The sequence below is a fragment of the Streptomyces sp. SDT5-1 genome (assembly GCF_052245995.1).
In the GTDB taxonomy this organism is placed as follows: domain Bacteria; phylum Actinomycetota; class Actinomycetes; order Streptomycetales; family Streptomycetaceae; genus Streptomyces.
The window spans coordinates 4,611,830-4,630,391 of the sequence record NZ_CM125963.1; the positions used below are offsets into that span (position 1 = coordinate 4,611,830).

Genomic DNA, 18,562 nt, shown 5'->3' on the forward strand with positions numbered 1-18,562 from the left:
GGTGGGGGCCGCGTCAGCGACCGGCCTTCGGGGCCTTCCAGCGGGCTACGCCGCGGGCCGCGAGGTTGAGGATCATGATGAAGGCGATCAGCACCAGGGCCGCGGCCCAGGCGCGGTCGTACGCCGCCTGGCTGCCGCCGCTGCTCGCGTACTGCTGGTAGATGTACAGCGGCAGCGAGGCCTGCGGGCCTTCGAAGGGGTTCCCGTTGATCAGCGGGTTGCCGAAGACCAGGAGCAGGACCGGGGCGGTCTCTCCCGCGATACGGGCGATGGCCAGCATCACGCCGGTCGTGATGCCGCCGATCGACGTCGGCAGGACGACCTTGAGGATCGTGCGCCACTTCGGGACGCCGAGGGCGAGGGAGGCCTCGCGCAGCTCGTTCGGGACGAGCTTGAGCATCTCCTCGGTGGAGCGGACCACGACCGGGATCATCAGGATGGACAGCGCCATCGAGCCTGCGAAGCCGGAGAAGCCGAAGCCGAGGATCAGGATCCAGAAGGACAGGATGAACAGGCCCGCGACGATCGACGGGATGCCGGTCATCACGTCGACGAAGAACGTGACGGCCTTCGCGAGCTTCCCGCGGCCGTACTCGACCAGGTAGATCGCCGTGAGGATGCCGATCGGCACCGAGATCACGGTGGCGATGCCGACCTGCTCGAGCGTGCCGAGGATGGCGTGGTAGATGCCGCCGCCCGGCTGGTACGCGGTGATGAAGCCCATCGAGTGGGTCAGGAAGAACGGGTCGAGCACCTTGATGCCGCGCGCGATCGTCTCGTAGACGAGGGAGGCGAGCGGGACCACGGCCAGGATGAAGGCGACCCAGACGACGCTGGTCGCGAGGCGGTCCTTGGCCTGGCGGCGGCCCTCGACCTTGGCGGCGAGCGCGTACGAGACGAGGACGAAGAGGAGGGCCGCGATCAGGCCCCACTGGATGCGGCTGCTGAGACCGGCGCCGAGGCCGATGGCGCAGCCCGCGGCGACCGAGCCGATCGCGATGGCCCACGGGGACCAGCGCGGCAGGCGCGCGGCGCTCAGCGTGCTCGGCGGCTTCGGCGCGTCCGGCTTCTGGACGGGAACGGTTGCGTTGCTCATGCGTTGGCCCCCGAGTACTCCTTGCGGCGGGCGATGATCAGGCGGGCCGCGCCGTTCACCAGCAGGGTGATGACGAAGAGGACCAGACCCGAGGCGATCAGGGCGTCGCGGCCCTGGTCGTTGGCCTCGGAGAACTTCGCGGCGATGTTCTGCGCGAAGGTGCCGCCGCCCGGGTCGAGCAGGCTGGTGTGGATCAGGAAGTCGGGGGAGAGGACCGTGGCGACGGCCATCGTCTCGCCGAGCGCGCGGCCGAGGCCGAGCATCGAGGCGGAGATGACGCCGGAGCGGCCGAAGGGGATCACCGACATCCGGATGACCTCCCAGCGGGTCGCGCCGAGCGCGAGGGCCGCCTCCTGGTGCATCTGGGGCGCCTGCCGGAAGACCTCACGGGAGACGTTGGTGATGATCGGCAGGATCATGATGGCCAGCAGGATGCCGACGGTCAGCAGGGTGCGCGGGGCGCCGCCCTGGTAGTCGAGGATCCCGGTCCAGCCGAAGTAGTCGTCGAGCCAGTGGAAGAGCCCGGTCATGTGCGGTACGAGGAAGAGCGCGCCCCACAGGCCGTAGACGATCGACGGCACGGCGGCCAGCAGGTCGATGACGTAGGCGATGGGGCCGCTGAGCTTCTTCGGCGCGTAGTGCGTCAGGAAGAGCGCGATGCCGACGGCGATCGGGACCGCGATCACCATGGCGATGATCGAGGTGACGATCGTGCCGAAGGCGAGGACGGCGATGCCGAAGACCGGCGGGTTCGCGGTCGCGTTCCACTCGAAGGTGGTGAGGAAGTTGCCCTCGTTCTTCGAGAGGACCAGCGAGGCGCGGTAGGTCAGGAAGACCGCGATGGCGGCCATGATCACCAGGAGCAGGATGCCCGAGCCGCGCGAGAGGCCGAGGAAGACCCGGTCTCCGGGGCGGGTGGCGCCGCGGGCGGCGCGCTTCTGCTCGGCGGGCGAGGGGCGCTCGGTGGGCGCCGGTGGTGGCGCCGGTGATTGCGTGGTTATGTCCATGGGATTCTCCGGTCTGCGAAGCCCCGGTCCTGTTCGGAGGGGTTGCGGGGCTTCTGGCGGCGGTGCACCGGACGGTGCGGGCCGCTCCGGTGGGAGCGGCCCGCACACTGGGTCAGCTGATGCTCGCGACGGTCTCGCGGACCTTCTTGTTGATCTCGGCCGGGATCGGGGCGTAGCCCAGGTCGGAGAGGGCGGCCTGGCCCTCCTCGGACGAGGTGTAGTTCAGGAACGACTTGGTGGCGGCGAGGCTCTCCGCCTTGTTGCCCTTGTCGCAGACGATCTCGTACGTGACCAGGGTGATCGGGTACGCGCCCTCGGCCTTGGTCGCGTAGTTCAGGTCCAGGGCGAGGTCCTTGCCCGTGCCGACGACCTTGGCGTCGGCGATCGCCTTGGAGGCGTTCTCCGTGGTCGCCTTGACCGGCTTGGAGGCACCGGTGTCGATGTCGACGGTCTTCACGCCGTCCTTGGCGTAGGAGAGCTCGACGTAGGAGATGGTGCCGTCGGTCTGCTTCACCTGCTGGGCGAGGCCGGAGGAGCCCTGCGCGGACTGGCCGCCCTTGGCCTGCCAGGCCTTGCCGCCCTCGTACTTCCAGTCGCTCGGGGCAGCGGCCTTCAGGTACTTGGTGAAGTTGTCCGTGGTGCCGGACTCGTCGGAGCGGTGGAACGCCTGGATCTTGGTGGACGGCAGCTTGGCGTCCGGGTTCAGCTTCTTGATCGCCGGGTCGTTCCACTTGGTGATCTTCGAGTCGAAGATCTGCGCCAGCGTCTTGGCGTCGAGCGTCAGGTTGTCGACGCCGGAGACGTTGAACGCGACGGCGATCGGGCCGCCGACCATCGGCAGGTCGATGCCCTGGCCGCCCTTGCAGACCTTCTTCGAGGCGGTGACCTCTTCGGGCTTGAGCGCCGAGTCGGAACCGGCGAAGGCGACCTGGCCCTGGTTGAAGGCGGTGACGCCGGCGCCGGAGCCGTCCGGCTTGTAGTTGAGCTGTACGTCGGGGCAGGCCTGCGCGTAGGCCTGGCGCCAGGCGTCGATGGCGTTGGCCTGGGCGGACGAGCCGATGCCGAGGAGCTGGCCCTTGGCGTCGTCGCACTTGATGTTGCCGGCCTTGGCGGCGGGGCTGGTGCCGCCCGAACCGCCGCTGGTGTCGTCGGAGCCGCACGCCGTGAGGGCCAGGGCGCCGGAGACGGCGAGAGCGCCGAGGGAGAGGGCGCGGAGCCGGTTCTTGCGCTGAAGCTTCACCTTCGGATGTTCCTTCCAGGAGCCGCCGGCCTTCTTTTCTCTGTGGCGGCGTGCGATGTCTGCGGTTGGATTTCAGTGGAGCGGCGGGGTGTTCCCGGGTGCCGGGGACTCACCGCGTAAGGCTGAAATTAGGCAGATCAGGTGAAGTGGCCGATGGACGCGAGTGAACGCCGGGTGAACCTAAGCGGGCGGTGCGGTTAGGTCACGGTACGGCTACGGAACGTGGTCATCCGGTGGTGTGGAGGGCGTCGAGCAGGGCGTCGACGAGCGTGCGGTCCCGCGGCTGGGTGAGGCGGGAGCGGGCCGCGGTGGGCGTGAGCCAGACGATGCGGTCGATCTCGCGGTTCGGCGTGAAACAGCCGGTGCCGGCCTCCGCCGCCCAGTAACGCACCTGCTTGGGACGGCCGTTCGCGAGATAGCGGACCGTGGGGAGGACGGCGCCCGGCACGCAGTCGTGTCCCGTCTCCTCGCGCACTTCGCGCAGCGCGCCCGCCAGCGTGTCCTCGCCGCGCTTGAGCTTGCCCTTCGGGTGCGACCAGTCGTCGTACTTGGGCCGGTGCACCAGACAGATCTCGATGTCCCGGTCGCCGTCGCCGTGCTGGGCGGCCGCGCGCCGCCACAGCACACAACCCGCCGCGAGCACCGTCCTGTTGTCGTCGTCGTACGTGGTCATGGGGAGCCCACCGTCTGTCGTTGCCATGCCTGTCCGAACGCGATCCTGGCGGCCGCGACCTCGTGCCGCTGATCGGCGTGGAGCACACCGAGGGCGTACGCGGTCGTGGGCGCGATGCGGGGGGTGCGGGCCGCGTGGGCCGCCGCGGCGGCGGCCTCGGCGGCGTCCCTGTGGGCGTTCAGGGCGTCCGCGGCGTCGAGCAGCCGTACGTCCATGGGGGCGTCCGGCAGCACTTCGCGGGCGTAGCGGTGCAGGCGCAGGAGGAGGCGCACGTGGTGCCAGGTCGCGTCGGCGTCCGCGTTGTACGGGTGGCTGCTGTGGTGCAGGGCGGTGGCGGCCTCCGTGAGCCGGGCCTCCGCCTCCGCGGCGAGCTTGCGCAGGTCGGTGTCGGCGGTCGCGGTCGGGGCCAATGGCACGTCGCTGGCGAGCACGGCGACGCTGTCCGCGACCGCGTGGAACCGGGCGGAACCGAGGGCCTGGAGGGCGGTGCTGTGGGCCCTGGTGCGGGCGAGGGTGAGCTGGCGCTCGAGCAGGGCGGACGCCTTGGCCGCACCGAGGCTCAAGGTCTCCCGTTCCGGGCCGGGAGCCGGGGCCGGGCCCGACGTATCGGCGCGCGGCGCCGGGGGCCGACGTGACGTACGGTGCGGAAGATCAAGCCCCTGCGCCGATTGAGCAGCGGGGTCCGGGGCGGAGCCCCGTGGCGTGGGGGCGGGTGCCGAGGACAGGGCGTGCAGCGCCGAACTCAACCGGTCCAGGCGGGACGCGTACGCGTGTTCGCGCGCCAACGTCCCCGACAACCACGCCAGTTCCGGCCGCAACGCGTCCGACCACTCCGTGTCGAGCAACGGCCGAAACGTGTGCAGGGTCCCGCTGATCCGCCGCGCGGCCCGCCGCAACGCACGCGCCGCGTCCGCCGTGTCCCCCGCCGCCCCGCTCTCCCGGTGCTGCCGCAGCGAGCGCAGGAACTCGGTGGCCCTGGAGCGCAGATAACACCCCAGGACATCGACGTCGTTCCTGTTCAGCGGCTCGCTGGAGTCAAGGTGTCGCTGTGCCACGCCGGCGCCTCCGGGCGTCTATGAGCATCTCCTGTACGTTGCGCAGGGGTCGACCGGCCGGATCCTGGGAGTCGATCGCGTGCCGGGTCCAGTTGCCGTCCGGGCCCAGGTGCCAGGAGGCAGTGGTGTCGGACATCCCCGTTTCGAGCAGCCGGTTGAGCGCCGCGCGGTGGGCCGGGTCCTCGACGCGGACCAGGGCCTCGATGCGGCGGTCGAGGTTGCGGTGCATCATGTCGGCGCTGCCGATCCAGACCTCGGGCTCGCCGCCGTTGCCGAAGGCGAACACCCGGGAGTGCTCCAGGAACCGGCCGAGCACCGACCTGACCCGGATGTTCTCCGAAAGGCCCGCGACCCCCGGACGTACCGCGCAGATGCCGCGCACCCAGATGTCGACCGGGACGCCCGCCTGCGAGGCACGGTAGAGCGCGTCGATGACGGCCTCGTCGACCATCGAGTTGACCTTGATACGGACGTACGCGGGGCGGCCCGCACGGTGGTGCTGGACCTCCTTCTCGATCCGCGTGATCAGGCCCGTACGAAGGGACTTGGGGGCGACGAGAAGGCGGCGGTACGTCTCGCGGCGCGAGTAGCCGGACAGCCGGTTGAAGAGGTCGGACAGGTCGGCGCCGACCTCCTGATTGGCGGTCAGCAGCCCCAAGTCCTCATACAGACGTGCGGTCTTGGGGTGGTAGTTGCCGGTGCCGACATGGCTGTACCTGACGAGCTGCTCGCCCTCCTGCCGTACGACGAGCGACAGCTTGCAGTGCGTCTTCAGGCCGACGAGACCATAGACGACATGGCAGCCGGCCTCCTCCAGCTTGCGGGCCCACTTGATGTTGGCCTGCTCGTCGAAACGGGCCTTGATCTCGACCAGGACGAGCACCTGCTTGCCGGCCTCCGCGGCCTCTATCAGCGCGTCCACGATCGGCGAGTCGCCCGAGGTCCGGTACAGCGTCTGCTTGATCGCCAGCACGTCCGGGTCGGCGGCGGCCTGCTCCAGGAAGGCCTGCACGGAGGTGGAGAACGAGTCGTACGGGTGGTGCAGCAGCACGTCGTGGCTCTTCAGCGCCGCGAAGATGTCGGGCGCCGACGCCGATTCGACCTCCGCCAGATCGCGGTGGGTGCCCGCCACGAACTTCGGGTACTTCAGCTCGGGGCGGTCGATGCCCGCGATGGAGAAGAGACCGGTGAGGTCCAGGGGACCCGGCAGCGGATACACCTCGGCCTCGCTGATCTTCAGCTCCTTCACGAGGAGGCTGAGGATGTCCGAGTCGATCGTCTCCTCGACCTCCAGGCGCACCGGAGGCCCGAAGCGGCGCCGCATCAGCTCCTTCTCCAGGGCCTGGAGCAGGTTCTCGGCGTCGTCCTCCTCGACCTCCAGGTCCTCGTTCCGGGTCAGCCGGAACATGTGGTGCTCCTCGACCTTCATGCCGGGGAACAGCTCGCCGAGGTGGCGGGGCGCGGCGATGACGTCCTCGATCGGGACGTAGCGCTGCGGCGAGGCCTCCAGGAAGCGGGAGAGCAGCGGCGGAACCTTTACCCGGGCGAAGTGGCGGTGGCCCGAGACCGGGTTCGAGACGACGACCGCGAGATTGAGCGAGAGCCCCGAGATGTACGGGAAGGGGTGCGCGGGGTCGACGGCCAGCGGGGTGAGCACCGGGAAGATCTGCTGCATGAACAGCGTGTAGAGCCGGGCCTGCTCCTTCTCCGTCAGCTCGTTCCAGCGCACGACGTGGATGCCCTCGTCGGCGAGGGCCGGGGCGACCTCGTCCTGGTAGCAGGCGGCGTGCCGGGCCATGAGCTCGCGGGACCGGTTCCAGATCAGTTCCAGCACTTCGCGGGGCTGGAGGCCGGAGGCCGAACGGGTGGCGACGCCGGTCGCGATGCGGCGCTTCAGGCCGGCCACGCGGACCATGAAGAACTCGTCGAGGTTCGAGGCGAAGATCGCCAGGAAGTTGGCGCGCTCCAGGAGGGGCGTGTTCGGGTCCTCGGCGAGTTCGAGGACGCGTTCGTTGAAGGCGAGCCAGCTGCGTTCGCGGTCGAGGAAACGGCCCTGGGGCAGTTCGGCGCCCTCCTGGTCCGCGTAGTCCTCGGCGTAGTCGTCCGGGTCGGCGTCGATGTCGGCGACGATGCCGGCGAGCTTCGCCGCGGCCAGGTCGTACTCTCCCGTGGCCACGGGGTGCGGCCGGTGGGCGGCGAGCGACCCCACGGACGGCTGGGGCTGCGCGGCCGAGGGGGCCGGAGCAGTGTCGGTCGTCTGGTCCTGGGCTGCGTTCGGCTGGCTCATGGCCCCATTCTTCCGCGTGGGGGCCGACCGGGGCGCGCCGACGGCGTCGGAGGGCGCGGGGGCGAGCCTCAGGCCGCGGGGGGCGGGCTCGGAGGGGTCGGGGGCGGGGGGCTGCATTCCGTGAGCCTCGCAAGTCCGTCTGAATCGACGGTTACGAGGACATGACGTCAGAGCCATCCCCACGCGGCCCTCCGGGGGTTTTCGGGGGGCGTGGGGGCGGTCGACCGGGGGTGGGGCGGCGGGGGGTGATGTTGCGGGGGGCCGGGGCCCGGGTGGGGTGGTTCGGGGTGGGGGTCTGGGTTCTGGGGCGGTGGGCCGGGGGCCGGGTCCGGGTTGTTGTGGTTCGGCGGCTGGGGCCGGGGGCGTTGTCCGGGGGTGGGTGCGGGGTAGGCCGGGGGCCGGGTGGGGGCATTGTTGCGCAGGGTGGGGGTTCCGGGGGCTGCCGGGGTGTCGCCGCCCGCGGCCTCACGCCGGCTTCGCCGCCCGCCCATCTCCCACCCACCCGCCCCCTCCGGGGGCTCGGCCCCCGTGGGTGACGCCACCTGGCCGGCTGGACCGTCCCGGTCCGCGGCACCGGTGCTGCGCCCTCGGGGCTCTGCCCCGGACCCCGCTGCTCAATCGCCGCAGGGGCTTGATTTGCCGACCCGCACCGTCGCCCCACGTCGCGGGCCGCGCCCACCTGCCGCCTGCCCGGCTCCTCCGCGCGTCTCCTCTGTGCCTCCGCCCGTCGCCCAGAGGCTGATCCGAGGTTCTGGCCGACCCCGACGGGTCAGGATCCCGTTCAGTTTCCGCAGCACGTCACCTACGCCCGGCCCCTTCGGGGCTCGGCCTCCGTGTGTGGAGCCGCGTGAGGTTCGGCGTCTATCGATGTGCGACACCGGGGTTGCGGCCTCGGGGCTCTGCCCCGGACCCCGCTGCTCAATCGCCGTAGGGGCTTCAATCACCGACCTGCACCGCCCCCTCCGGGCTCGCCTCGGGCCCAGGATTCTGTCCGGAGGGGGACCCAGAGCGTTTGATTCGTTGAGGCTCGCCGTTGCCCCTGCCTGCGGGACATATGGAGCCGGCCGGCGATTGGGGACGAGCCCGGAGGGCGAGCGCAACCCGTTGTGGCGGCAGCTCTCGTGCCGGGACCCGTGGGGCCAAGTCCCCGGAGGGGGCGGGCGGGTGGGAGATGGGCGGAGGCACGGAGGTGACGCGCGGGGCTTCGGAGGAGACGCGCGGAGGGCCGGAGAGATGCGCCGGGCGGGGCTGGGTGATGGGCCAGTCGTCGGGCGCGGGAGGCCGGTGGCCTCGGTGCCGGGCTGCCCGGGTGTGGCGGTGGGTTCGTGGCGGAGCCCCGGGGGCGCAACCCACGGGGGCCGAGCCCCCGGAGGGGGCGGGTGGGTGGGAGATCGGCGGGCCCGGGCGAGATGGCCAGGGCCCGGGAAAGGGGGGCGGGGACCCGGCAAAAGGGCCCGCCCCCGGCGAGGCCCGCCCACCCGGAGACGCCCGGCCCCCGGAGGGCCCGTCAGCGGGTGCGGCGGCGGAGGATGTAGAAGGCCGTGGCCGTCGCCGCGCCGGTGAGGAGGAGGGTGAGGGTGGATTCCATGAGTTGGAGGGGCCAGAAGTGGGACGGGGGGTGGCCCTCGCGGTAGAAGCCGGTGATGTTGTGCGAGGTGAGGCACGCGTTGTCGTCCACGCACATCGGGTCCGCGACCCGCGCCCCGGAACCCGTGAGCGCCCCCTCGGACATCAGGGAACCGGCGAAGTACGGGTAGCCCTCGCGCAGATCACCGGTGACCGTGACCGTCGGCCACAGCCGATCCCGGACCGCGTCGAGCACGCTGATCACGACACCCGTGACGAGCAGCGAGTACGCCGAGGCCGGCAGCGTCCGCCGGGCCAGGAGCGCCACGACCGCACCGATGGCGAGGCCGAGCAGCGGCATGACGACCGCCGTCGGGCCGAGCGCGTCGAACGCCCCCGCCGAGCTGTGCCAACGGTTGTCCGAGAGTCCGGGCGCCGCCGAGGCGACGAGTCGGCGGAGCAGGACCAGGATGGTGGTGCCGACCAGAAGGAACGTCGCGGGAAGCAGCAGCTTCGTGGCCAGCCAGCGGACGGGCGTGACCGACTGCGTCCACGTCAACTGGGCCGTGCCCCTGCTGAGTTCGCGGCCGATGAGGATGCCGCCCGCGAACACCGCCGCCGCCAGCGGCACCAGCGTGATGAGGGTGTCGGCGAGGGTGAGGGCGTAGTGGTACGTGTCGGCCGTCGCGCCCTTCGCGACGCAGGAGTTGGCCACCGCCGCGTCGCAGTGCCCGGTGATGTCGAGGCCGGACGTGCCGGGCCCCCACAGCCACAGGAGCAGCGCCCCCGTCACGGCGACGAACGCGATCCACAGCCAGGCCGCGATGCGGTGCAGCCGCAGGACGGTGCGGGGCAGACCGAAGGACATCGTGGTGGCGCTCATGCGGTGGCCTCCTTGGCGAGCGGGGCGGTCGGCGGCTCCGGCTGGAAGCGGCGCAGCACGAGGAACGCGGCGACGACGGCCAGTGCGGTGAGCCCGAGCAGGACGCCGGTCTCGGCGAGCTGGCGCGGCCAGTAGTCGGGCGAGGGAAGGTAGTGGCGGGTGAAGCCGGTGATGTCGTGCTTGTCGAGGCAGCTCCGCGTGAAGCAGTCCGGGTTGGGGATCTCCGCCCCCGTCGACGTGATCGCCTTGCTGTGCACGGGGATCTCCGGCTGCTGGTAACTGCCCTGGAGCGGCCACGAGTTGCCGCGGAACGCGCCCACCAGGTACGTCACGACCCCGGCGACGACCGCGGCGGTCAGCGTGCGGCGCAGCACGAGGGCCGCGAGGACGCCAATGGCCAGCCCGAACAGCGCGTTCGCCACCGTCGCGGGTCCGACGGAGAAGTCGAAGTCGCGCGGGCCGATGCCGGCGACCAGCAGATGGTTCCGCCCGTCCCACACCAGGCGGTACAGGATGACCACGAGGGTCGTGCCGACCGTGATCAGGAACGCGGGCACGGTCAGTTTCGCGGCCAGCCAGCGGATCGGGGTGACGGACTGCGTCCACGCCAACTGGGCGGTGCCCTGCTCCAGTTCACGGGCGATCAGCGGGCCCGCCGCGAACACGGCGATGACGCACGCGGCGATCCGGGTCAGTGTCAGCGGCTGGTAGAAGAGGGAGTCGAAGGAGCTGCCGAAAAAGGGGATGAACGAGGAGAGTCCCCGCCACGCCTCGTCCTGCGCCCCTCGGTAGCCGAGCCGGTCGAACGCCGCCTGGCTGTCCGAGGAGCCGGGGCCCCACAGCCACAGCAGCAGGCCGAGGCTGACCAGCACGTAGCCGATCCACACCCAGGCGGCGCCGCGGTGCAGTCGCAGGACCGTCCACACCAGTCCGTCCGGTCCGGGCCTGGTGCGGCGCACGGCGTCCGGCTTGTCGAGGGTCGGGGCGCTGCTCATGCGGTCACCTCCGTACGGTCCTGGTCCGCCGTGGTGCTCGGCGTGAGCAGCGGCGGGGCGTCGGGGGAGCGGAGGTGGGCGAGGATCAGCTCCTCCAGGGAGGGCTCCTGGACCTGCCAGCCCTCGCCGACGGGTCCGTCCCTGCGGATCAGGGCGGTCTGGCCGCGGCCGGAGGGCCGGGACTCGACGACGGTGTGCGGGGCGAGGTCGCCGCGGCCCGTGACCAGGCTGTGCGCGCCGATCAGGTCGTCGATGCCGCCGCCGAGCCGGATCCGGCCGCCGCCGAGCAGCAGCAGGTGGTCGCAGGCGTCGGCCAGCTCCGTGACGATGTGCGAGGACATCAGGACGGTCGTGCCGTGCTCGGCCGCGTCCGCCATCAGCGTGCCCATCAACTCGTGCCGCGCGAGCGGGTCGAGGTCGGCCATCGGCTCGTCGAGCAGCATCAGCTCGGGGCGCTTGCCGAGGGCGAGGGCGAGCGCGACGCGGGTGCGCTGGCCGCCGGAGAGCGAGCGGACGCGCGCCTTGGGGTCCAGCTCGCCCTGCTCGACGATCTTCGACGCGTACGCGGCGTCCCAGCGGTCCGGGTTGAGCTCGGCGCCCATCCGCAGGGTGTCCGCGACGGACAGCTGGGGGTAGAGGGGCTTGCTCTGGCCGAGGTGGGCGACCTTCGCGCGGTGCGTGCCGGGGGTCGCGCCGAGTACGGAGAGGGTGCCCGACGTGGGCCGGGCGAGTCCCGCGGCGAGGGTCAGCAGCGTCGACTTGCCCGCCCCGTTCGGCCCGACGAGTGCGCTGATCCGGCCCGCGGGCAGCCGGAACGAACAGCCGTCCAGGGCCGCGGCTCCCCGCCGTCCGTAGCGCTTGACGAGGCCGTGCGCCTCGATGGCCGTGCTCATGAAGTCCCCTTGGTCGTGGTGCCGAAGTGCGCCTCCAGGGCGCTGCCGAACAGGGCCTCGACGTCCTCGCGGTCGAGGCCCGCCTCCTTCGCCCGGGCGGCCCAGTCGTCGAGCTCCGCGCGCAGCGGTGAGTCGGCGGTGCCGGAGCCGAGCGTCGCGCGGACGAATGTGCCGAGGCCGCGCCGGGCCTCGACGAGACCGGAGCGTTCCAACTCGCGGTAGGCCTTCAGCACGGTGTTCGGATTGATCGCCGTCGCCTCGACGACCTCGCGCGCCGTGGGCAGCTTGTCCCCGGGCTCGAGCAGGCCGAGCCGCAGTGCGTGCTCGGTCTGGTGGACGATCTGGAGGTAGGTGGCGACGCCGGTGTGGCGGTCGATGCGGAATTCGATGACCGGGTCCTGTGCCACGGCGTACCCCCTTTCACTAATCAAGTAGTGAAAGGGTGATGCAAGAGAGGGGGCGGCGTCAAGCGACACCGCCCCCTCGGGCCCGCCCCGACCGGTAAAACCCCAGGTCAGGAGCGGTAAGAAAGCTCAGGAGGTCAGGACTCGGTCCGGTACATCAGGTCCGTCTCGTACGTAGTGAAACCCAGTCGCTCGTACACGCTGACCGCCGCCTTGTTGTCGGCGTCGACATAGAGCATCGCCGTCGGCAGGCCCGCCGCCGCCAGGTGCCGCAGGCCCGTCGCCGTCAGCGCCTTGCCGAGGCCGCCGCCCTGGCCCGCGGGCGCCACCCCGACGACGTACACCTCGCCGAGCCGCTCCTGCGCGTGCACCTTCGTCCAGTGGAAGCCGACCAGCTCGTCGCCGCGGAAGGCCAGGAAGAAGCCCGCCGGGTCGAACCACGGCTCGGCCTTGCGGTCGTCCAGGTCGCGCTGGGTGAGCGAGCCCTGCTCCGGATGGTGGGCGAACGCCGCCGCGTTCACCGCGAGCCACGCCGCGTCGTCCTGTCCCGGCACGAACGTACGGATCCGTACGCCCTCCGGCAGCACCGGCTCGGGCAGGTCCAGGTTCTCCAACGGGCGCCGCATCTGGCGCAGTTCACGGAAGAGCGTCAGGCCGAGTACCTGCGCGAGGTGGCGGGCCGCGCTGTGCCCGCCGTGCGCCCACACCCGCAGCCGCTTCCCGGACGCGCCGAGCAGCGCGTTGCCGAGCGCCCGGCCGTGGCCGTGGCCGCGGTGCGTGGGGCGCACGACCAGTTCGGCGGCCGGGGCCTCGATCGGGTCGGTGTCCTCCAGCTGCGCGTATCCGGCCAGTTCGTCGCCGACGGTGAGCAGGAGGTGCCGTACGCCCTCGCGCTCGCCGCCCCGCAGTTGCAGCCGGCCCTGTTCGGAGACGGCCTGCTGGCCGTCCGTGCGGGCGGCCTCGGCGAGCAGGTCGAGGACGGCGGAGGACTGGTCGGCGGTCAAGGAGGTCAGGGTGTCGATCCGGCGGGGATCGGTGAGGGCGGGGTCGCTGGTCATGGCTACGAGGGTACGACCGGGCTCCGCCCGGAGCGGGGCCCTGTCGCGCGGTGCCGTGCTCGACGCCGGTGGGCTCCGCCACGGGCCCCGCCGCTCCATCGCGGACTTTGTCTGCTCGTCATCTCGATCGCCTGTTGCGCTACGCGCGTTGACCCTAGTCTGGCGGCCTCACATCAACGGTCGTCGTACCGCACCCCCAGGGGGACCACATGGACGTGAAGAGGAAGAGACCGGGGCGTCGGCTGCGGGCCGCGCTCGCCGCGGGAGCCACGCTCGCCGCCGCGGGCGCGCTGGTGGCCGCGCTGCCCGCAGGTGCCGCGGAGGAGAAGGGCGGTGGCGGGCGTTACCAGGACGTGCAGTTGCTGTCGTTCAACGACTTCCACGGGAACCTGGAGCCGCCCGCCGGATCGTCGGGGCAGGTCACGGAGGACCAGGCCGACGGCACCACCAAGAAGATCGACGCGGGCGGGGTCGAGTACCTGGCGAACTCCCTGCGCACGGCCCGCAAGGGCCACCCGTACAGCGTCACGGCCGCTGCGGGCGACCTGATCGGCGCCAGCCCGCTGCTGTCGGGCCTGTTCCACGACGAGCCGACCGTCGAGGCCATGAACAAGCTGGACCTCGACGTGACCTCGGTCGGCAACCACGAATTCGACGAGGGTGCGGCCGAGTTGGCACGCCTGCAGAAGGGCGGCTGTCACCCCAAGGACGGGTGTTACGAGGACGGGCGCACCTTCGAAGGGGCCGACTACCCGTACCTCGCCGCCAACGTCACCGACGAGAAGACCGGGAAGCCGGTCCTCGCCCCGTACTGGGTGTGGAAGCACAAGGGCGTGAAGGTCGGCTTCATCGGCGTCACCCTCGAGGGCACGCCCGACATCGTGTCGGCCGACGGCGTCAAGGGGCTGAAGTTCCACGACGAGATCGAGACCGTCGACAAGTACGCGAAGATCCTCGACAAGCAGGGCGTGAAGTCCATCGTCGCGCTGATCCACGAGGGCGGCGTCCCGGCCTCGGGCTCGTACAACTACGACTGCGACGCGCCGAGCGGCGGCAGCGGCGTCTCCGGGCCCATCGTCGACATCGCCAAGGGCATCACGCCGAAGGTCGACGCCCTGGTCACCGGGCACACCCACAACGCGTACACGTGCACGATCCCGGACCCGTCCGGCAAGCCGCGCATGGTCACGTCGGCGTCCTCGTACGGGAAGCTCTACACGGACACCACGCTGACGTACGACCGTGCCACCCAGGACATCGTGCGGACGGCGGTGAAGTCGCCGACCTCCGCGAACCACGTCGTCTCGCGCACGCAGCCGAAGGCCGCCGACATGACCGCGCTGATCGGGCGGTGGAACAAGCTGGCCGCGCCGATCGCGAGCAAGCCCGTCGGCCACATCTCCGCCGACCTGCCGGGCCGCGGCGCCAGCACGCCCGAGTCCCCGCTCGGCGACCTGATCGCGGACGCCCAGCTCGCGCACGCCAAGTCGCTCGACCCGAAGGCGAGCGTGGCCCTGATGAACCCCGGCGGTGTCCGCTCCGACCTCGTGTTCAAGGCGAGCGGGAGCGAGGGCGACGGCGTGGTGACGTACGGGGAGGCCTTCGCCGTGCAGCCGTTCAGCAACACCGTGAACCTCGTCGACCTGACCGGCGAGCAGCTCGTCACCGCGCTGAAGCAGCAGGTCAGCGGGGCCAATGCCGCCTCGCCGAAGATCCTTCAGCCCTCGGCGGGACTCACGTACACGCTCGACATGACCAAGTCGGGCGCCGACCGTGTCGTCACCGACTCGATCAAGCTGGACGGTGCCGCGATCGACCCGGCCGCCACCTACCGCGTCGCGATGAACTCCTTCCTCGCGGGCGGCGGCGACGGCTTCGCGGCGCTCGGTGCGGGCAAGAACCCGCTGGTCGGGAGCGACGACCTGAAGGCCCTCAACGACTACCTGACGGCCAACTCCTCGGCGGCGGACCCGATCGAGCCGCCCGCCGCGAACCGGATCACGATCATCAAGTAGCAAACGGCGTGTGAAGGATGTTTGTGTGACTGGTGGGGGTGTGTGATGGAATCGGCCGATGCGCACCCCCCACCGCATATCCAATGACCGCACCCTGTACGACGATTGGGCGGAGGAATCCGTTCCACCACCGCCGCCCCCGAGGTCGCGCAGGCGCCGGCGGCGCTCCCTGGTCCCCGGTCTCGTCAAGGGCCTGATCGCGGTCCTCGTCCTGTGCGGATTCCTCGCGCTCGCCGACCGCTGGGCGGTGCTCTACGCCGAGAACAAGGCGGCGCAACAGATCAAGAAGCAGCTCAAGTTGGCGGCGGCGCCCGAGGTGGAGATACCGGGCTTCCCGTTCCTCACCCAGGTCGCCGACCGCCGCATCCACGAGCTGCGGGTGACCGTCCCCGACGTCGCCGCCGACCGCGTCACCCTCGCCAAGGTCTCCGCGACCGCGCACAACGTACGGATCAAGGGCTCGGGCCTCACCGACATCAGCGGCGCCTACGCCGACGCCATGAACGGGCAGGTGCTGCTCAGCTTCGCCGACATGAACAGGGAACTGGGCGCGTCCCAGGTCACGTTCACCGGGCACGGCGACAACAAGGTCCTCGCGCGCGGCACGCTGCCCGTCGCGGGGCACGACGTGAAGGTGCGCGCCGACGCCCACATCCAGCGGCTCGGCGCCTCCGGCATCTCCACCGACATCGACAACATGAGCCTGGCCATCGGCGACCTCGCCACCTACCGGCCCGGCACCCGCGCGTCCGAGGGACTGCACCTCACGCGCGCAACTGTCGAACGGCTCACCAAGCAGGCCGACAAGGTGCGGCAACTGCTGGCCGTCCCTGCCGTGGTGCAGCGGCTCGGGGTGCCCGACAGTGTCGTGCGGCAGGCGCTGGCCAGCGACGCCAAGCTGCGCGAACTGACGGGGTCGCCGCGCTTCGTCCAGCAGCTCATGGGCACGAACCTCATCGACATCGCGCTCGCCCACCCCGCCGTCCTGAAGCGGCTCGGCCTCGACCCGGCCCTGCTCGACGGCCTCACCCGTCTCACCCGCCCCGAACTCGCCGACCGCCTCTCCCTCGCTTTCCGGCTGCCGCAGCTGCCGGGCGACGCGGGGTACGTGCGGCTGCGCGACGTCACCGTGGAGAAGGAGGGCATCCGCGTGGACCTCTCCGGCGGCGGGCTCTCCGTGGGCGGCTGACGGGCCCTACGGGATCTCGGGCGGCGGCGTCGGCGCTCCCGGCAGCGTCAGCGTCGCGAGCGTGCCGCCGCCCTCCGCCGCCGAGAGCGCGACCTGGCCGCCGCACGCCTCGACGGTGCGCGCCACGATCGACAGGCCGAGGCCCGAGCCCGGCAGGGCGCGCGCGGTCGGCGAGCGCCAGAACCGGTCGAAGACGTACGGCAGCTCGTCCTCGGGGATGCCGGGGCCGTGGTCCCGCACGGTGAGCGTGCCGCGCATCAGGCCGACCTCGACGCGGCCCTTCTCCGGGCTGAACTTCACGGCGTTGTCCAGCAGGTTCACGACCGCCCGCTCCAGCGCGGCCGGCTCAGCCCGTACGTACCAGGGGGCCAGCTCGGCGTCGAACGTCAGCTCGGGGCCGCGCAGCCGGGCGCGCTCGATGGCGCTGCGCACCGTGTCGTGCAGCGAGACGACCTTCATCGGGCCCTCCGCGCCGGTGAGCCCCGTACGCGACAGCTCCTGGAGGTCGCCGATGAGCGCGGCCAGCTCCGTCATCTGCGCCTTCAGCGACGTCATCAGCGCCCTGCGGTCCTCCGCGGGGATCGTGCGCCCCGTCTCCTCGATCCGGGTGAGCAGCTCGATGTTCGTACGCATCGAGGTCAGCGGCGTCCGCAGCTCGTGGCCCGCGTCGGCGATCAGCTGCTGCTGGAGCTCGCGGGAGGAGGCGAGCGAGGCGGTCATCGAGTTGAACGACTCCGACAGGCGCGCGATCTCGTCGTCACCCTCGACCGGGATCCGGACCGTCAGATCCTCGGTTCTGGCGACGTGTTCGACGGTCTCGGTCAGCTCGTCGACGGGCCGCAGGCCGGTCCTGGCGATCCACAGACCGGCGGCGGTGGAACCGAGGACGCCGATGCCGCCGACGAGCAGCAGCAGCCAGGCGAGGGTGGTGAGCGGTTTGGTGATCTCGTCGAGGGGGCTCGCGATGGAGACCGCGACGTTCGAGATCCGCTGGTGGTTGTTGCTGTCGAGGACGGGGACGGTCAGGACCCGCATGGCGCGCCCGTCCGCGTCCTCCGTCGTGTGCAGCGCGTTGCCCTGGGAGCCGGACGCCACCGCCAGGTCGGACGACTGCACGGGGATCTCGGTGTCGTCCGGCGAGGTGCAGACGCGGCCCTCGCTGTAGACGATCTGGATGGTCGGGCCCGGCAGCCCGCGCAGCTGCCCGTCGCCGTCGCAGTTGGCGGCGATCGCGGACACCTGGGCCCTGCTGACGGAACCGACCTGGTGGCGCAGGTCGTTGTCGAGCTGCGAGTACAGCTGCGCCCGCGTCACGAACCAGCACGTCACCGCCACCGCCGCCACCGCCGCGGCCACCGCCACCGCGACGAGGAGCGCGATCCGGGACCGCAGCGGCAGCGTGCGCAGCCTGCGGACGAGCTTGTTCACTCCGCGGCTCCGTCGGAACGCAGCACGTACCCCACGCCCCGCACGGTGTGCACGAGGCGCGGCTCGCCGCCGGCCTCGGTCTTGCGCCGCAGGTACATCACGTAGACGTCGAGGGAGTTGGACGACGGTTCGAAGTCGAAGCCCCAGACCGCCTTGAGGATCTGCTCGCGGGTGAGGACCTGGCGCGGGTGGGCGAGGAACATCTCCAGGAGCGTGTACTCGGTGCGGGTCAGCTCGACCGGGCGGCCACCGCGGGTGACCTCGCGGGTCGACAGGTCCATGCGGAGGTCGGCGAAGGAGAGCGCGTCGGAGTGGGCGTCGGCGCCGTCGCCGCCGGCCGCTGCGGCGTACGAGCTGCGGCGCAGCAGGGCGCGGACGCGGGCGAACAGCTCGTCCAGCTCGAACGGCTTGACCAGGTAGTCGTCCGCGCCGGCGTCGAGTCCGGTGACGCGGTCGCCGACGGTGTCGCGGGCGGTGAGCATGAGGATCGGGGTGGTGGACCCGGTGGCCCGCATCCGGCGGGCCGCGGTCAGTCCGTCCATGCGGGGCATCTGGATGTCGAGGACGACGAGGTCGGGGCGGTACGCGTCCGCCTTCTCGAGGGCGTCGGCGCCGTCGACGGCGACCTCGGTGGCGTAGCCCTCGAAGGCGAGGGAACGCTGCAACGCCTCGAGGACGGCGGGCTCGTCGTCGACGATGAGGATGCGCTGCGGTTCGCCTTCGGCGGGGCTCATGGTCTGCGGTTCCTTCTCGGTGAACAAGGGGGCGTGCGG

At 71.5% G+C, this 18,562-nt stretch carries 15 protein-coding genes; 2 read left to right on the plus strand and 13 right to left on the minus strand.

Annotated elements, in window-relative coordinates; all coding sequences use genetic code 11:
• Window positions 1-13: 13 nt before the first annotated feature.
• The 11 genes from pstA to mshD all read right to left on the minus strand — a co-directional run bounded on the left by pstA (window position 14) and on the right by mshD (window position 13,157).
• Entirely contained in the window at window positions 14-1,096 is a 1,083-nt protein-coding gene (pstA, locus tag ACTWJ8_RS21250) for a phosphate ABC transporter permease PstA (protein WP_356375829.1), read from the minus strand.
• A complete protein-coding gene (pstC, locus tag ACTWJ8_RS21255; RefSeq protein ID WP_356375826.1) occupies window positions 1,093-2,103 on the minus strand; it encodes a phosphate ABC transporter permease subunit PstC in 1,011 nt (336 codons plus the stop codon). Before pstC ends, pstA begins: the two co-directional genes overlap by 4 nt.
• 112 nt (window positions 2,104-2,215) lie before the next feature.
• The gene (gene pstS / locus ACTWJ8_RS21260) at window positions 2,216-3,343 is read right to left on the minus strand and encodes a phosphate ABC transporter substrate-binding protein PstS (protein WP_443260020.1); all 1,128 of its coding nucleotides are present in this window, start codon (window positions 3,341-3,343) and stop codon (window positions 2,216-2,218) included.
• 226 nt (window positions 3,344-3,569) lie between these two features.
• Entirely contained in the window at window positions 3,570-4,016 is a 447-nt protein-coding gene (locus tag ACTWJ8_RS21265; RefSeq protein ID WP_443260021.1) for an NUDIX hydrolase, read from the minus strand.
• Entirely contained in the window at window positions 4,013-5,071 is a 1,059-nt protein-coding gene (locus ACTWJ8_RS21270) for a CHAD domain-containing protein (protein ID WP_443260022.1), read from the minus strand. The genes ACTWJ8_RS21265 and ACTWJ8_RS21270 overlap by 4 nt, the downstream gene beginning before the upstream one ends.
• The gene (locus ACTWJ8_RS21275; protein ID WP_356375815.1) at window positions 5,052-7,475 is read right to left on the minus strand and encodes an RNA degradosome polyphosphate kinase; all 2,424 of its coding nucleotides are present in this window, start codon (window positions 7,473-7,475) and stop codon (window positions 5,052-5,054) included. The genes ACTWJ8_RS21270 and ACTWJ8_RS21275 overlap by 20 nt, the downstream gene beginning before the upstream one ends.
• A 1,390-nt stretch (window positions 7,476-8,865) precedes the next feature.
• Window positions 8,866-9,807, minus strand: coding sequence for a hypothetical protein (locus ACTWJ8_RS21280; protein WP_443260023.1), 942 nt, complete (start codon window positions 9,805-9,807; stop codon window positions 8,866-8,868).
• Window positions 9,804-10,802 carry a hypothetical protein gene (locus ACTWJ8_RS21285; RefSeq protein WP_443260024.1) on the minus strand — a complete coding sequence of 333 codons (999 nt, stop codon included), beginning with the start codon at window positions 10,800-10,802 and terminating at the stop codon, window positions 9,804-9,806. The genes ACTWJ8_RS21280 and ACTWJ8_RS21285 overlap by 4 nt, the downstream gene beginning before the upstream one ends.
• Window positions 10,799-11,695 (minus strand): ABC transporter ATP-binding protein, encoded by an 897-nt coding sequence (locus ACTWJ8_RS21290; RefSeq protein WP_443260025.1) that lies wholly within the window; start codon window positions 11,693-11,695, stop codon window positions 10,799-10,801. The genes ACTWJ8_RS21285 and ACTWJ8_RS21290 overlap by 4 nt, the downstream gene beginning before the upstream one ends.
• On the minus strand, window positions 11,692-12,102 hold the full coding sequence (locus ACTWJ8_RS21295; RefSeq protein WP_356375805.1) for a GntR family transcriptional regulator: 411 nt from the start codon (window positions 12,100-12,102) through the stop codon (window positions 11,692-11,694). The genes ACTWJ8_RS21290 and ACTWJ8_RS21295 overlap by 4 nt, the downstream gene beginning before the upstream one ends.
• A gap of 134 nt (window positions 12,103-12,236) precedes the next feature.
• Window positions 12,237-13,157 carry a mycothiol synthase gene (gene mshD / locus ACTWJ8_RS21300; RefSeq protein ID WP_356375802.1) on the minus strand — a complete coding sequence of 307 codons (921 nt, stop codon included), beginning with the start codon at window positions 13,155-13,157 and terminating at the stop codon, window positions 12,237-12,239.
• A gap of 209 nt (window positions 13,158-13,366) precedes the next feature.
• On the opposite strand from mshD, the gene ACTWJ8_RS21305 reads away from it, so the two are divergent.
• Window positions 13,367-15,172 carry a bifunctional metallophosphatase/5'-nucleotidase gene (locus tag ACTWJ8_RS21305; protein WP_356375800.1) on the plus strand — a complete coding sequence of 602 codons (1,806 nt, stop codon included), beginning with the start codon at window positions 13,367-13,369 and terminating at the stop codon, window positions 15,170-15,172.
• A 58-nt stretch (window positions 15,173-15,230) separates the two neighbouring features.
• Window positions 15,231-16,361: an LmeA family phospholipid-binding protein gene (locus ACTWJ8_RS21310; RefSeq protein WP_443260026.1), complete on the plus strand. Its 1,131-nt coding sequence runs from the start codon at window positions 15,231-15,233 to the stop codon at window positions 16,359-16,361.
• 6 nt (window positions 16,362-16,367) lie between these two features.
• On the opposite strand, the gene ACTWJ8_RS21315 is transcribed toward ACTWJ8_RS21310, so the two are convergent.
• Both ACTWJ8_RS21315 and ACTWJ8_RS21320 read right to left on the minus strand, forming a co-directional pair.
• A complete protein-coding gene (locus ACTWJ8_RS21315; protein ID WP_356375795.1) occupies window positions 16,368-17,789 on the minus strand; it encodes a HAMP domain-containing sensor histidine kinase in 1,422 nt (473 codons plus the stop codon).
• Window positions 17,786-18,523, minus strand: a complete 738-nt coding sequence (locus tag ACTWJ8_RS21320) for a response regulator transcription factor (protein WP_356375792.1) — start codon at window positions 18,521-18,523, stop codon at window positions 17,786-17,788. The genes ACTWJ8_RS21315 and ACTWJ8_RS21320 overlap by 4 nt, the downstream gene beginning before the upstream one ends.
• Window positions 18,524-18,562 lie beyond the last annotated feature (39 nt).